11 protein-coding genes are annotated in these 12,791 nt (G+C 68.5%); 2 read left to right on the forward strand and 9 right to left on the reverse strand.

Going from position 1 to position 12,791, the window contains the following annotated elements; translation table 11 throughout:
• Positions 1-48: 48 nt before the first annotated feature.
• The gene (locus tag C5B99_RS09370) at positions 49-2,205 is read right to left on the reverse strand and encodes a DEAD/DEAH box helicase (RefSeq protein ID WP_104241466.1); all 2,157 of its coding nucleotides are present in this window, start codon (positions 2,203-2,205) and stop codon (positions 49-51) included.
• 265 nt (positions 2,206-2,470) lie between these two features.
• Between C5B99_RS09370 and C5B99_RS09375 the strand changes: the two genes are divergently transcribed.
• A complete protein-coding gene (locus C5B99_RS09375; RefSeq protein ID WP_104298641.1) occupies positions 2,471-3,145 on the forward strand; it encodes a maleylpyruvate isomerase family mycothiol-dependent enzyme in 675 nt (224 codons plus the stop codon).
• Here the strand turns inward: C5B99_RS09375 and C5B99_RS09380 are convergent.
• Genes C5B99_RS09380 through truB form a run of 4 tightly spaced genes read right to left on the reverse strand, consistent with a single transcriptional unit; the run spans position 3,133 to position 5,831 of the window.
• Positions 3,133-4,092, reverse strand: coding sequence for a bifunctional riboflavin kinase/FAD synthetase (locus tag C5B99_RS09380; protein WP_104241468.1), 960 nt, complete (start codon positions 4,090-4,092; stop codon positions 3,133-3,135). The two genes, C5B99_RS09375 and C5B99_RS09380, sit on opposite strands and share 13 nt — an antisense overlap.
• A complete protein-coding gene (locus tag C5B99_RS09385; protein WP_104241469.1) occupies positions 4,076-4,525 on the reverse strand; it encodes a hypothetical protein in 450 nt (149 codons plus the stop codon). The genes C5B99_RS09380 and C5B99_RS09385 overlap by 17 nt, the downstream gene beginning before the upstream one ends.
• Positions 4,525-4,911: a hypothetical protein gene (locus tag C5B99_RS09390; RefSeq protein ID WP_104241470.1), complete on the reverse strand. Its 387-nt coding sequence runs from the start codon at positions 4,909-4,911 to the stop codon at positions 4,525-4,527. Before C5B99_RS09390 ends, C5B99_RS09385 begins: the two co-directional genes overlap by 1 nt.
• Positions 4,908-5,831 (reverse strand): tRNA pseudouridine(55) synthase TruB, encoded by a 924-nt coding sequence (gene truB / locus C5B99_RS09395; protein WP_104241471.1) that lies wholly within the window; start codon positions 5,829-5,831, stop codon positions 4,908-4,910. The genes C5B99_RS09390 and truB overlap by 4 nt, the downstream gene beginning before the upstream one ends.
• A 51-nt stretch (positions 5,832-5,882) precedes the next feature.
• On the opposite strand from truB, the gene C5B99_RS09400 reads away from it, so the two are divergent.
• A complete protein-coding gene (locus tag C5B99_RS09400) occupies positions 5,883-7,850 on the forward strand; it encodes a 2-dehydropantoate 2-reductase (protein WP_104241472.1) in 1,968 nt (655 codons plus the stop codon).
• A 42-nt stretch (positions 7,851-7,892) separates the two neighbouring features.
• On the opposite strand, the gene rbfA is transcribed toward C5B99_RS09400, so the two are convergent.
• The 4 genes from rbfA to nusA form a co-directional block, all read right to left on the reverse strand.
• A complete protein-coding gene (rbfA, locus tag C5B99_RS09405) occupies positions 7,893-8,327 on the reverse strand; it encodes a 30S ribosome-binding factor RbfA (RefSeq protein WP_104241473.1) in 435 nt (144 codons plus the stop codon).
• 155 nt (positions 8,328-8,482) lie between these two features.
• The gene (gene infB, locus C5B99_RS09410) at positions 8,483-11,362 is read right to left on the reverse strand and encodes a translation initiation factor IF-2 (protein ID WP_104241474.1); all 2,880 of its coding nucleotides are present in this window, start codon (positions 11,360-11,362) and stop codon (positions 8,483-8,485) included.
• 96 nt (positions 11,363-11,458) lie between these two features.
• Positions 11,459-11,839 carry a YlxR family protein gene (locus tag C5B99_RS09415; protein WP_308471422.1) on the reverse strand — a complete coding sequence of 127 codons (381 nt, stop codon included), beginning with the start codon at positions 11,837-11,839 and terminating at the stop codon, positions 11,459-11,461.
• A complete protein-coding gene (nusA, locus tag C5B99_RS09420) occupies positions 11,745-12,764 on the reverse strand; it encodes a transcription termination factor NusA (RefSeq protein WP_104241476.1) in 1,020 nt (339 codons plus the stop codon). Before nusA ends, C5B99_RS09415 begins: the two co-directional genes overlap by 95 nt.
• Positions 12,765-12,791: the final 27 nt, after the last annotated feature.

A 12,791-nucleotide genomic window follows, 5' to 3' on the forward strand; every position in this document is an offset into this window, starting at 1 on the left:
CTGATGGTCCTCCAACTTCGTCGTCTGAGTTTCCGCGCTGACCTCAGCCTACTGCCGACGCGCTCCTCGGATCGCCGCCTCGAGAAGACTCGCGAGCGCATCCACCTGGATGCTGTCAGCCGACAGCTCGCCAGCGTCGATTCCCTCGAGGGCACGCAGGGCGAGGCCCTGCTTGTTGTCGATGAGCTCGGCGATGCGCGCGTCGATGGTCTGCGCCGCGACGATGCGCCACGCGGTGACCGGCTCTTCCTGGCCGATGCGGTGCACGCGGTCGATGGCCTGGGTCTGCTCCGCGGCAGTCCAGCTGAGCTCGGCGAGCACCACGTCGGACGCCGCCTGCAGGTTCAACCCGACTCCAGCGGCCAGGAGCGAGCAGACGACGACCTGCACGCTCGGGTCGTTCTGGAAGGCGTCGATCGCGGCCTGTCGCGCTGCCGAGGTCTGGTCGCCTCGGATGGAGACCGAGGAGATCTCGTTCTCCGCGAACGTCCGCTCCGCCGCATCCATGACCTCGATGTGCTTGGCGAAGAACACGACCTTGCCCGCAGAGCGAGCGATCTGGCCGGCGTACTCAGCCGCGAGCCGGGCCTTCGCCGCGCCGATGGTGCGGAGCATCGTGAAGATGCTGGCTCCCGTCGACGAGGCCTTCGACTCCTCGACCTCCTGGCGGGCGATCATGCGAACGCGATCCAGGTCGACGGCGCCGGGCTCGAGCCCGGCAGCGGCCGCCATCCGGCGGTACCGCTCGAGCAGACGCGAGACGAGCGCCGCCTCCGCTGCGCGAATGCTCCTGCCCTCATCCGAGTCGAGCTCGACGGGCATGTCCACGACGCGCTTCGCCGGAAGATCCGCGGCCACGTCGATCTTGCGCCTGCGGACGATCCCGAGATCGATGACCGCCTGCCGTGCCGCCGCCAGGAAGCCGGGATCGCTGGGCACGAGGCCCGTCTCGTCGAGACGGTCGAGCAGCAGCTGCGAGGGCCTGTCGCCTTCGAGCCAGCCGAGGAACTGCCAGATCGCCTTGAAGTCATCGACGTCGTTGATGAGCGGCGTTCCGGTGAGCGCCATGAGCAGCGGGTCGGCGCCGGGCACGCGAGCCCTGATGCTGTTCGCGAGCTGCATGACGAGCCGCGACCGCTGCGACTGCAGGTTCTTGATGAAGTGCGCCTCGTCGAGCACCATGCCCTTGAAGCCGAGCGACGTGAGCCAGCCGAGGTGGCGGTCGAGGATCTCGTAGTTGACCACGAAGACATCGGCGAAGGCGTCGATGCCCTGACCGTCTCCGGAGATGACCGTGACCCGACGGTTCGGGGTCCAGCGCTGGACCTCTCGCGCCCAGTTCGTCTTCACGACGTTCGGGACGACGCAGAGCAGCGGGTACGCCTCGGCGACCGACGCGGCGAGCAGCGCCTGCGCCGTCTTGCCGAGCCCGGGCTCGTCCGCGAGCAGGTAGGCCCGGTGCCCGTCGGCGACGCTCGCGAGCAGCCTCGCCTGGTGATCCATGAGCTCCTGGCCTGGAGGCGAGATGCGGTCCCAGCGGGGAGCAGGAGGCAGCTCCATCGAGGCCGCGTTCCCGCCTGCGCCCGTCTCGAACGCGCGGAGGAGCGGGCCGAGGAGCTCCCAGTTGGACAGTCTCGAGTAGTGCGGAGCTGTGGAGTTGACGCTCGTGAGCACTGGCGCCAGGAACGGGTTCGATCGGGTGCGCGCCTTGACGGAGCCGGGAAGGACCTGTCGCTGCGCGATCTCCGGCGGCAGCTTCTCGGCCTGGGCCTCGGGCTCTGGCTGCTCGTCGACCACCATCTCGATGCCACCGGCGAAGAGCATCTGCTTGCGCAGCGCCTTCGCTGCTTCGCTGACCGGAGCGCCGGGCTCGAGGAGGCTGATGAGCGAGGTGTCGCGCGCAGCGGTCTTGGCGAGGATCGAGGCGAGGCCGTCGAGGCGCTTGAGCGCCTCTGCACGGTCATGCTCGCTGAGCTCGCTGGTCTCCTTGGCCTTCGCGCGCTCCTCGCGCATCAGCAGCGCGATGACCTGGAACTTGGTGCGATTCGACGGCGAGACCTTGCCGCGCTGCGCCGAGGCCTCGACCTCCCGTGCCGCCTTCGCGAGCTGTGGGATGACGCCGGTGTTATCGACCGGCTTGCGGTTCCGCGGCGGCGTGTGAACGCCGGCGCGACCGCCGGCTTGGGCGCGTGTCCTACGAGACATGCCCCTCCTTATGCAACGTGGCAGGGATCGGGAAGTTGAGCCGGGCGGAGGTCGCAGCATCGGCGCCGAACGCGGCGACCGGCAGTGAGGCGGGCCTCGGCCCACTCGAGTGACGAGCTCCCGGATGTCATGCAGGTGACGAGGAGAGTTCAGATTCCCTCAGGCACCGGCGATCACAGTGTACGCCAGGCGACCCGCAGGTTTCGACTCGGGAACGACGTGTCGTTGCCCCGCACAGACTCCGCTCTGGTGCGATAATCGTCAGGTGCCTCAACGCCCCTTCCCAGATCCCGACCGGCCGTACTTCACGCCGTCGAAGCGGGTCGCAGGCGACTGGAGCGCTCACATCGCGACGACGCTCGACCGCACTGCAGCTCTCCTCGCCGGCCTGACCCCTGAGCAGTGGGACTCGCCGAGCAAGTGCGAGGGGTGGAGCGTCCGTGACGTCGCGGGGCACCTCACCTGGCGACTCGGCTCCCCCACCTCGACGCTCCTCCGCGACGCCTCCCGAGGCGTGCTGCGCAACGGGCTGCGCGTGGACTCCTACCTCGACGACGTCGCCAAGCGCGAGGGCGCGGCCCCGACCGACGAGCTCGTCGCTCGCATCCGTGCGATCGCCGCCGAGAAGGTGGTCTCGCCGAACCGCGCGGGAATCTCCGAGCTCACGGAAGCCGTCGTCCACACCTACGACATGACCGAGGCGCTTGGCCTGCGCATCCGTCTCAGCCCGCGGTCGACGAGCGCGGTCGCACTCGTCCGAACACGGGTCCCGCTGACCTCGGCGGCGTCGCTCGCCAAGCGCAACCGCCTCCGCGCCACGGACGCACGCTGGCAGATCGGCGACAAGGGACCCGTGCTCGAGGCCACCGCCGCGCGCATCGTGCTGAGGCTCTTCGGTCGCGAGGTCACGCTCGACGAGCAGCCGAGTCAGACGACGTAGCTCCCGCCGAGCGTCTCGGCAGCTTCTTCGACGTCGAGGGCCATGCGGTCCTTCAGCGCTTCGATGCTGTCGAACTTCTCCATGCCTCGGATGCGTTCGACGAACTCGAGTTCTGCGACGAGTCCGTAGAGGTCGACGGTTTCACCGATGAGGTGCGCCTCGACCTGCTTGCGAGGCACGCCGTCGAACGTGGGGTTGTTGCCGATGGAGATCGCGGCAGGGGCCTCGACGTCACCGCCGCGGAACCATCCCGCGTACACGCCGTCTGCGGGGATGAGCCCTTCGAGCTCCGGGGACAGGTTCGCCGTCGGGAACCCGAGCTCGCGGCCCCGTTTGGCGCCGTGCACGACCTCGCCGACAAGCGAGTGATGGTGGCCGAGCACCTCGGCGGCCCCACGGACGTCACCGAGGGCGAGCAGTTCCCGAACCCAGGTCGATGAGGCACGTCGCTCGAGGTGCGAGCGTTCGTCCTCGGCCATCTCGTCGTCGGCGATGACGATCTCGAATCCGCTCGTCGCGGCCAGCTCACGCAGGAGATCGACGTCTCCTGCGCCCTTGGCGCCGAAGCGGAAGTCCTTGCCCACGACGATGAGGCGCATGTGGAGGGCGCCGACGAGCAGCTCGCGCACGAACGCCTCGGGGCTCATCCCGGCGAGCTCGTCGTCGAACGGCAGCACGAGGGTCGCGCTGAGGCCCGTCTTCTCGAGGAGCTCGATCTTCTGCGAGAGCGACGTGATCGGCTCGGGCTCGACGCCGGGCTTGATGAGCGAGAGCGGATGCCGGTCGAAGGTGACCGCGACCGGCTCGATTCCGCGCGCGGAGGCCTCTTCGACGAGCCGCGAGAGCAGCCATCTGTGGCCCCGGTGGACGCCGTCGAACTTGCCGACCGTCACAGCGCTCGGCGTCGGCTCCGCTGGCAGCTCGGCCAGGTCAGTGAACAGCCGCACGTTCCCTCTTTCGTCTCGATCGTCCCGTCTCGAGCCATGCGATGCCGAGGATCGGGAGCACAAGAGGAATATACGCGTAGCCGACCCCGAAGGCCGACCAGACGGTATCGGAGGGGAACAGTTCCGGGTGGAACTCGGTGAGCGAGCCGACCACGAGCACGCCGACGAGCTCGAACACGATCGTGCACCACGCGACGAGGTTCCACGCCCGCCCGTGCCGCACGAGTGCGATGGTCGCGAGCAGGTAGACGAGGGCAGCCGCGGCTGACAGCGAGTAGGCGAGGGGCGCCTCGTCGAGCTTCGACAGCAGCTGGTAGGAGCTGCGTCCCATCGATGCGAGCGCCAGCACCGCGTAGACCACGACGAGCACACGACCGGCGCCGTGGGCGCCGCGATAGGCGTTCCCCTCAGCGTTCGATCCACGCGCGCGCATCACGACGCGACTCCGATGAACGGGCTGGCGCCGATCCAGATCTGGTGCATGCGGAACACCATGACGCCGATCGTGAGCGCCGCGACGCCCAGGATGATGGTCGACCACTTCGTGCGCTCCACCAGCCCCCAGAAGACGGCGGCCGGGGGGATGATCACGGCCACGACCCAGTACATCCAGAATTCGAGCGCGTCGCCGACTGGCTCGTTGCCGGCCGCTGGCGCGATGAGCGCCATCACGAACTGCACCACGAGCAGCAGCTCCACGAGTGCGACGGCGCCGACCGTGACGTCTCCCGGCTTGCGACCACTCGCGCCGGCGATGAGGCACAGGATGCCGGCCCCCGCGCTCACGAGGCAGAGGACCCACGTGAACCACTCGATCACGAGCCGGTTCCCGTCGGCATGTTGAACTCCGTCTTGAGCACGCCGGCGGATGCCCTGGCGATGCCGATGAGGCTGCCCTCCGGGTCGATGGCCGCCAGCAGGCCGTCTCCGGTGCCGTCTGCCGCTCGGAGCTTCTTGCCGTTGCGAAGATCCGCGGCCTGCTGACCGGTCGCCTCGAGGGCCGGGAAGCGCCGGAGTGCGGCCGCCGCAGGACTCAGCAGTCGGAGCTCGAGGTCCTGGGCGTCCGGCGCGACCGCGTCGGAGATGCTGAAGTCACCCACGCGAGAGCGCCTGAGCGCGGTGAGGTGCGCCCCCGTGCCGAGTGCGTCGCCGAGGTCCCGTGCGAGGGCGCGGATATAGGTGCCGGATGAGCAGGCGACCCGGACGTCGAGGTCGAGCACCGGCGTCTCTCCGGCAAGCCCACTCCGCGAGGCCAGCAGCTCGAGCTCGGAGATCGTCACAGCCCGCGCGGCCAGCTTGACCTCCTCGCCGTCGCGCACCCGCTTGTACGCGCGGACCCCGTCGACCTTGATGGCACTGACGGATGACGGGATCTGACTGATCGGGCCTCGCAGGGCGGCCATGGCCGCCTCGATGCGCTCGGGGGTCACCGCAGCGACTGCACCTCCCGGTGCCGTCGCTGTAAGCTCGCCTTCGGCATCCTCGGTATTCGTCGACACGCCGAGACGAACCGTCGCGAAGTACTCCTTGTCGTCGCCGACGAAGTAGGTGAGCAGGCGGGTCGCTCCCCCGACGCCGAGGATCATGAGTCCGGATGCCATGGGATCGAGCGTGCCCGCGTGGCCGACCTTCCGCGTGCCGAGCGCCCGCCTGGTCGTCGCGACGAGCGTGTGGCTGGTCGGGCCCTGCGGCTTGTCGAGAAGGAGGATGCCGTTCGGGCCAGGAGGTGGAGTCGTCATGTCCCCAACATTCTATGGTGCCCGTAGGCTCGTTCCCGGTCGTCGAGCGCGGTGACGACCGCAGGACGCGACTGGTTCGGGACGGGCGAAGGAGAGAACGGGATGCGAGTGGCGGTCATCGGTGTCGGTGCTGTGGGCGGCACTCTGGCCCTCCTCCTGGACAGGGCGGGCCACGAGGTCGTCCTCACCTCGCGGCGGTCTCCGGTCGAGCCCGAGTCTGCCGAGCAGGCGCATGCACGCCGTCTCGTGCTCCGGGGCGCCTTCGGGGAGCACAGCGCGACCTTCGAACAGGTCTCCGTTCTCCGCGGGGCATTCGACCTGGTGCTCGTCGCGGTCAAGGCGCAGGACACCAAGCAGGCCGTCCAGCCCCACCTGTCGATGGTTGCGGCGACCACCACCGTGATCGTGCAGAACGGCCTCGACGGAGTGTCGACCCTCGAGCAGATGCTCTCCGTCGTGCCCGACGAACAGCGGTCGGGAATCGTCGTCGGGGGCCTCGCCACCTTCGCCGTCAACAGGCCGGCACCCGACGAGATCGAAGCCACCGCGACCGGAATGCTCATGCTCGGAGCGGCATCCCCCGAAGACACGCGAGAGCTGGCAGCGACCGCGCGATCGCTCGAGACCGCGGTCCACTGCGTCGTCACCGGAGACCTGCGCTCGGCGCAGTGGAGCAAGCTGCTCATCAACCAGGTCAACGCGGTCCCGGCCGTGACCGGCGCCAGCGTGCAGGAGACCGGCCTGGACGGCGATCTGTCGGCGGTCCTCGCCGCGAGCATCGGCGAGCTGCTCGCCGTGGCCGCAGCCGAGGGTGCGCACCTCGAGGCCCTCGGGCCGCTCGACGAGACGCTGGCGACGCTCGCTGCTTCAGTGCCGAAGGATGCCGAGGCCACCATGGCGCGCAACACCCGGCTCGCCGTGGAGCTCACCGCTGCGTTCGGCGCGACCCCCAACTACGCGTCGACGCTGCAGAGCATCCGACGCGGCGAGGCCACGGAGATCGACGCGCTCAACGGTGCCGTCGTCGTCCACGGGGTCGCGCAGGGCGTCCCCACCCCGGTGAACGCAGCGCTGACCTCGCTGGTCCACGGGAGAGAGCAGGGCCAACCGAGCCTCTCCCCCGCCGAGCTGCGGAGGACTGTCCTGACGTCGACGGTCAACGACTGGTTCGCCCGAGAGCAGCGCGCCCTCGCGTGGCGGGCGCCGACGACCACCCCATGGGGAGTGCTCGTGAGCGAGACCATGCTGCAGCAGACGCAGGCCGCGCGCGTCGAACCCAAATGGCTCGACTTCATGGAGCGGTGGCCGACGCCGGGCGCGATGGCAGAGGCATCCGAGGCTGAGGTGCTGCGGTTCTGGGACCGGCTCGGCTACCCTCGGCGCGCGCTCTGGCTGCTCGCCTGCGCACGTGCCATCACGGCCGAGCACGCCGGCGTGGTGCCGAGCACACGGGATGCGCTCCTCGCCCTGCCGGGGGTTGGCCCGTACACGGCTTCCGCCGTCATGTCCTTCGCCCACGGCGTGCCAGAACCGGTCGTCGACACGAACGTCCGACGAGTGCTGTCCCGCGCCTTCCTCGGCGAAGAGACCCCGTGGGGTCCGTCGGCCGTCCGAGACGCGGCGGAGATGTTGGCCGTCTCCCCGAGCGAGACGCAGGCCGCGAACCTCTGGAACGCCGCATCGATGGAACTCGGCGCCCTCGTCTGCACGGCCAAGCGCCCCAACTGCGAGGTGTGCCCGATCGTCGCCACCTGCGCTTGGTTCGCGGCAGGGCGGCCACGCTCCAGCGCAGTCAAGAAGCGGCAGGCGAAGTTCGCTGGCTCGGACCGCGAGATGCGCGGCCTCGTCCTCAGAGAACTCAGGGCCATCCCCGGCGGCGTGGAGATCGAGTTCCTCCGCAGCCACCTCGCCCCGGGAGGGCTCGATGAAGCCCGCTTCGAACGCGCCATCTCCTCACTGCAGAACGACGGTCTGATCGTGCGCAGAGCTGAGGCGCAGATAGCGCTCGCCGGCGACTGATCGTCCAGCCGCCGGCGAGCGCCCAAGCTGCGGAGCCGAGGCTCAGGACTCCTCTGGCTCGTCCTTCTTCTCGTAGGGGTCAGCGTCGCCGGCGTAGCTCGCTGTCTTCGCCTGCTGCGCCGACGCCACATCACGCTCGTGTGCCTCGCGGAGCAACGCGGCGATGGCGTCGGCGTTCTCGGGGATCGCGTCGGGAACGAACTCCAGGCTCGGCGTCAGGCGAGAGGTGATGTTCTTGCCCACCTCCGTGCGCAGCATGCCCGTCGCGCTCCGGAGCGCCGCCGCGGTGTCGCGGCGTTCCTTCAGGTCGCCGTAGACGGTGTAGAAGATGGTTGCGTGCTGGAGGTCCCCAGTGACGCGGACGTCGGTGATCGTGACGAACCCGAGTCTCGGGTCCTTCACGCCGCGCTCGAGCGTCTTCGCGACGATGACCTTGATGCGGTCTGCGAGTCGCAGTGCCCGTGAATGATCGACCATGATGGCTACTTTCTCGTGTGCTGGTGCAGAGCGTCAAATGCGTCTGCGGTGTCGATACTGCTCAGCAGCTGAAGACGGGGCCCCGGCCAGTTGGCCAGGACCCCGCCCGCGAGTCCACGCTGAGACCAGCTCAGCGCAGCGACTCGGTCAAACAGCTAGACGCGAGGCTTCTCGACGAGCTCGGTCGTCTCGATCTCGTCACCGATCTGGATGTCGTTGTACTTGCCGAGGCCGATACCGCACTCGAAGTCCGTGCGGACCTCGGTGACATCATCCTTGAATCGACGGAGCGAGTCGATCGCCAGGTTGTCCGCGATGACGATGCCGTCGCGGATGACGCGAGCCGTCGCGTTCCTGGTGATGGTTCCGCTGCGCACGATACATCCGGCGATGTTTCCGAACTTGGAGGAGCGGAACACCTCGCGGATCTCCGCGACACCCGACTGGACCTCTTCGAACTCGGGCTTGAGCATGCCCTTGAGCGAGTTCTCGATGTCCTCGAGTGCCCCGTAGATGACCGAGTAGAAGCGGACATCCACACCTTCACGAGCGGCGCGCTCGCGCGCCTTCGTGTCGGGGCGCACGTTGAAGCCGATGATGATGGCGTTGTCGACCGTGGCGAGGTTGACGTCGGACTCCGTGATGGCGCCGACACCGCGGTGGATGATGCGCAGCTGCACCGAGTCGTCCACATCGATCTTGAGCAGCGACTCCTCGAGTGCCTCGACGGCACCGGAGACGTCACCCTTGATGATGAGGTTGAGCGACTCGACCTTGCCCTCTTCGAGTGCACGGGTGAAGTCCTCGAGGCTGATGCGCTTGCGGGACTTCGCCAGGCTGGCGTTGCGCTCCACGGCTTCACGCTTCTCGGCGATCTGACGCGCGGTGCGGTCTTCTTCCGTGACGATGAAGGTGTCGCCTGCGCGAGGAACGCTCGAGAGGCCCTGCACCTGGACTGGGCGCGACGGCTCAGCTTCGGTGACGACCTGACCGTTCTCGTCGAGCATCGCCCGGACGCGACCGTAGGCCGTACCGGCCACGATCGGGTCTCCGACTCGGAGCGTTCCCGACTGGATGAGCACGGTCGCAACCGCACCGCGTCCCTTGTCGAGCTTCGCCTCGATCGCGATACCGCGCGCTTCCTTGTTGGGGTTTGCGCGCAGGTCGAGACCAGCATCTGCCGTCAGCAGGACTGCCTCGATGAGGCTGTCGATGTTGACGTTGTTGCGGGCCGAGACGTCGACGAACATCGTGTCGCCACCGAACTCCTCGGCGACGAGTCCGTACTCGGTCAGCTGTGCGCGGACCTTCGACGGGTTCGCGTCTTCCTTGTCGACCTTGTTCACTGCGACGACGATCGGCACGTTCGCGGCCTGGGCGTGGTTGAGCGCCTCGACCGTCTGCGGCATGATGCCGTCGTCCGCCGCGACCACGAGGATCGCGATGTCGGTGACCTGGGCACCACGGGCACGCATGGCCGTGAAGGCCTCGTGACCTGGCGTGTCGATGAACGTGATGGCGCGTTCGATGCCCTCATGCTCGTGCCAGACCTGGTAGGCACCGATGTGCTGCGTGATGCCGCCCGCTTCTCCGTCGACGACGTTCGCGTTGCGGATCGCGTCGAGGAGGCGCGTCTTTCCGTGGTCGACGTGACCCATGACGGTGACAACCGGCGGCCGGATCTCGAGGACGTCGTCGCCTTCGTCCTCGGCTTCCTGGTCGAGGTCGATCGAGAAGCCCTCGAGGAGCTCACGGTCTTCGTCTTCCGGGCTGACGATCTGGATGCGGTAGCCGAGTTCCTCACCGAGGACCTCGAACGTCGCCTCGTCGAGCGACTCCGTCGCCGTGGCCATCTCACCGAGGTGGAACAGCACGGTCACGAGGTCGCCGGGGCTGGCGTCGATCTTCTCAGCGAAGTCCGAGATGGAGGCGCCACGACGCAGACGGATCGGCGTGCTGCCGTCTCCGCGACGGACCTTGACGCCGCCGACGCTCGGGGCTTCCCGCATCTCGAATTCTGCGCGCTTCGTCCGCTTGGACTTGCGTGCCTTCGACTTTCCGCCACCGCGACCGAACGCACCAGCCGTCGAGCCGCGACCGCGACCGCCACCTGGGCGACCGCCACCGCCACCTGGGCGTGGGGCGAAGCCGCCACCTGCACCGGGGGCGCCGCCTGGACGTCCACCGCCGGCGCCGCCGGCGCCCGGACGGCCGCCTGGCCGACCTGCACCTGCTGGACGAGCTCCGGGGAGCACGCGGGGCTGGCCTGGGCGCGGAGCTGCCGGGCGGGGTCCGCCTGGGCTCGCCGGACGCGGTCCGCCTGCGCCACCGGGACGGGGTCCGCCGCCTGCTCCGCCACCTGGGCGCATGCCCTGGTTGGAAGCGAACGGGTTGTTGCCCGGACGCGATCGACCCATGCCCTGGCTCGACGCGAAGGGGTTGTTGCCCGGACGCGGTCCGGGACGGGGACCACGGGGACGCGGGATCGAGGGGCTTGCGCCACCATCTGCCTGCGCCGGCTTCGCATCACCGGGGGCAGCGGGACGCTGCGCGCTCGGCTTCGCCTCACCAGCGTCAGCCGCGGGTGCGGCCGGAGCCGCAGGAGCAGGAGCAGCTGCAGCGGCCGGCGCGGCGGGAGCCGCCGGTGCCGGTGCGGGAGCTGGCTCAGGCTTGCGCTTGGGCCCGGGGGTCGGTGCCGACGAGCCTGCGGGAGCGGCCTTCTTGGCCGGCTCGGCGGGGGCTGCCGGTGCCGAGGGAGCGGACGGTCCTGGCTTGCTGCCCGGACGAACGCTTGACGGGGTCGCTCCGCCGGGACGCGGAGCGCCCGGCTTCGAAGCCGCGGGAGCAGCAGCCTGAGGCTGCGCGCCGCCGGCGGCGTTGGACTTCAGTGCCTCGCGAAGGCGACGGGCCACGGGGGGCTCGACGCTCGACGAAGCGCTCTTAACGAACTCGCCCATGTCCTGAAGAGTCTTGAGGGCGGTCTTGGAATCGACGCCCATCTCGCTGGCGATTTCGTGTACGCGTGGTTTTGCCACTTTTCTCCTGTCTGGGGCCCGCCCAGATAGGAGCGGACCATTAAAAAAGTCGGATGTGCCTCATCGTGAGTCACTCATGAGTTGTCCATGGTCCGATCAGCCTTTTCTCGTGGTCGGAGCAGTGCGTTCGCCCTGCTCCAATGTGCTCGCGTGCCTGCTGAGCGCCTCGGTGTCCACCTTGCCTGTCTTGAAGGCCCGCAGGAATGCGCGCCGCTCAATCGCCAGCTTGGTGCACTCCGCGGTCGGATGGATCCAGGCTCCGCGCCCGGGGAGACTCGCCGAGATATCGACTTCGAGACTTCCCTGACGAAGCACAACCCTGAGGAGCTGACTTCGTTCTGAGCGCGAACGGCATCCAACGCACGTTCGTACAGACGACATACTACCCCTCTGCGCGCGCTTCGTCTCCGTCTTCGAGGATCGAGTCGGGCTGGATATCGATTCTCGCCCCCGTGAGCTTGGCAGCGAGGCGCGCATTCTGCCCCTCCTTGCCGATCGCGAGCGACAGCTGGAAGTCGGGAACGAGGGCACGAACTGCCTTCGTGGCGCGGTCGATCACGAACGCGCTCGACACCTTGGCCGGGCTGAGGGCACTCGCCACGAACGTCGGCAGGTCCTCGGAGTAGTCGACGATGTCGATCTTCTCCTCGCCGAGCTCGTTGGTCACGGCACGCACGCGGGCACCGAGCTCGCCGATGCAGGCCCCCTTGGGGTTGATCCCCTCCTGGGTGGCGCGCACGGCGATCTTCGTGCGGTGTCCGGCCTCGCGCGCCAGCGAGACGATCTCGACGACGCCGCTCGCGATCTCGGGCACCTCGAGCGCGAACAGCTTGCGCACGAGTGACGGGTGGGTTCGAGAAACCGTGATCTGCGGCCCCTTGCTGCCGCGCTCGACCTTGGTCACGAAGACGCGGAGGCGACGCCCGTGGGAGTAGTCCTCACCGGGCACCTGCTCCTCAGGCGGCAGGATGGCCTCGACCGTTCCCAGGTCGACGTGGATCATGCGGGGGTTCGGACCCTGCTGAATCACGCCAGCGACGATGTCGCCCTCACGCCCCCGGAACTCGCCGAGGACCTTGTCGTCGCCGATGTCGCGGATGCGCTGGTTGATGACCTGCTTGGCAGCGAACGCGGCCACTCGTCCGAAATCGTCGGCCGGAAGCTGCGCTTCTCCGATGATCTCGCCGTCGTCGTCCATCTCCGGCACGAAGACGTTGACCTCACCGCTCTTGCGGTCGAGGTGCACGCGGGTCGAGGCCGGCGGCACGTCCTGGCCGAGTTCCTGCGACACGTGCTTCTCGTACGCGGTCAGGATCGCCTGCTCGAGAATGCTGGCAAGCTCCTCGAATGGAATCTCACGCTCTCGCTCGAGAATCCTCAGGACAGCAAGGTCGATCTTCATGGCGCTCCCTCTATTCAGATGAAAGAA

The organism is Pseudoclavibacter sp. Z016 (assembly GCF_002931215.1).
Lineage (GTDB): Bacteria > Actinomycetota > Actinomycetes > Actinomycetales > Microbacteriaceae > Pseudoclavibacter.

Bases quoted from the DNA above. Each gene is read 5' to 3' on its own strand.
- C5B99_RS09370 (WP_104241466.1), bottom strand. From the start codon at position 2,205: ATGTCTCGTAGGACACGCGCCCAAGCCGGCGGTCGCGCCGGCGTTCAC.
- C5B99_RS09385 (WP_104241469.1), bottom strand. From the start codon at position 4,525: ATGCGCGCGCGTGGATCGAACGCTGAGGGGAACGCCTATCGCGGCGCC.
- truB (WP_104241471.1), bottom strand. From the start codon at position 5,831: ATGACGACTCCACCTCCTGGCCCGAACGGCATCCTCCTTCTCGACAAG.
- rbfA (WP_104241473.1), bottom strand. From the start codon at position 8,327: ATGGTCGATCATTCACGGGCACTGCGACTCGCAGACCGCATCAAGGTC.
- C5B99_RS09415 (WP_308471422.1), bottom strand. From the start codon at position 11,839: ATGCGCGCCTCGCTGCCAAGCTCACGGGGGCGAGAATCGATATCCAGC.
- nusA (WP_104241476.1), bottom strand. From the start codon at position 12,764: ATGAAGATCGACCTTGCTGTCCTGAGGATTCTCGAGCGAGAGCGTGAG.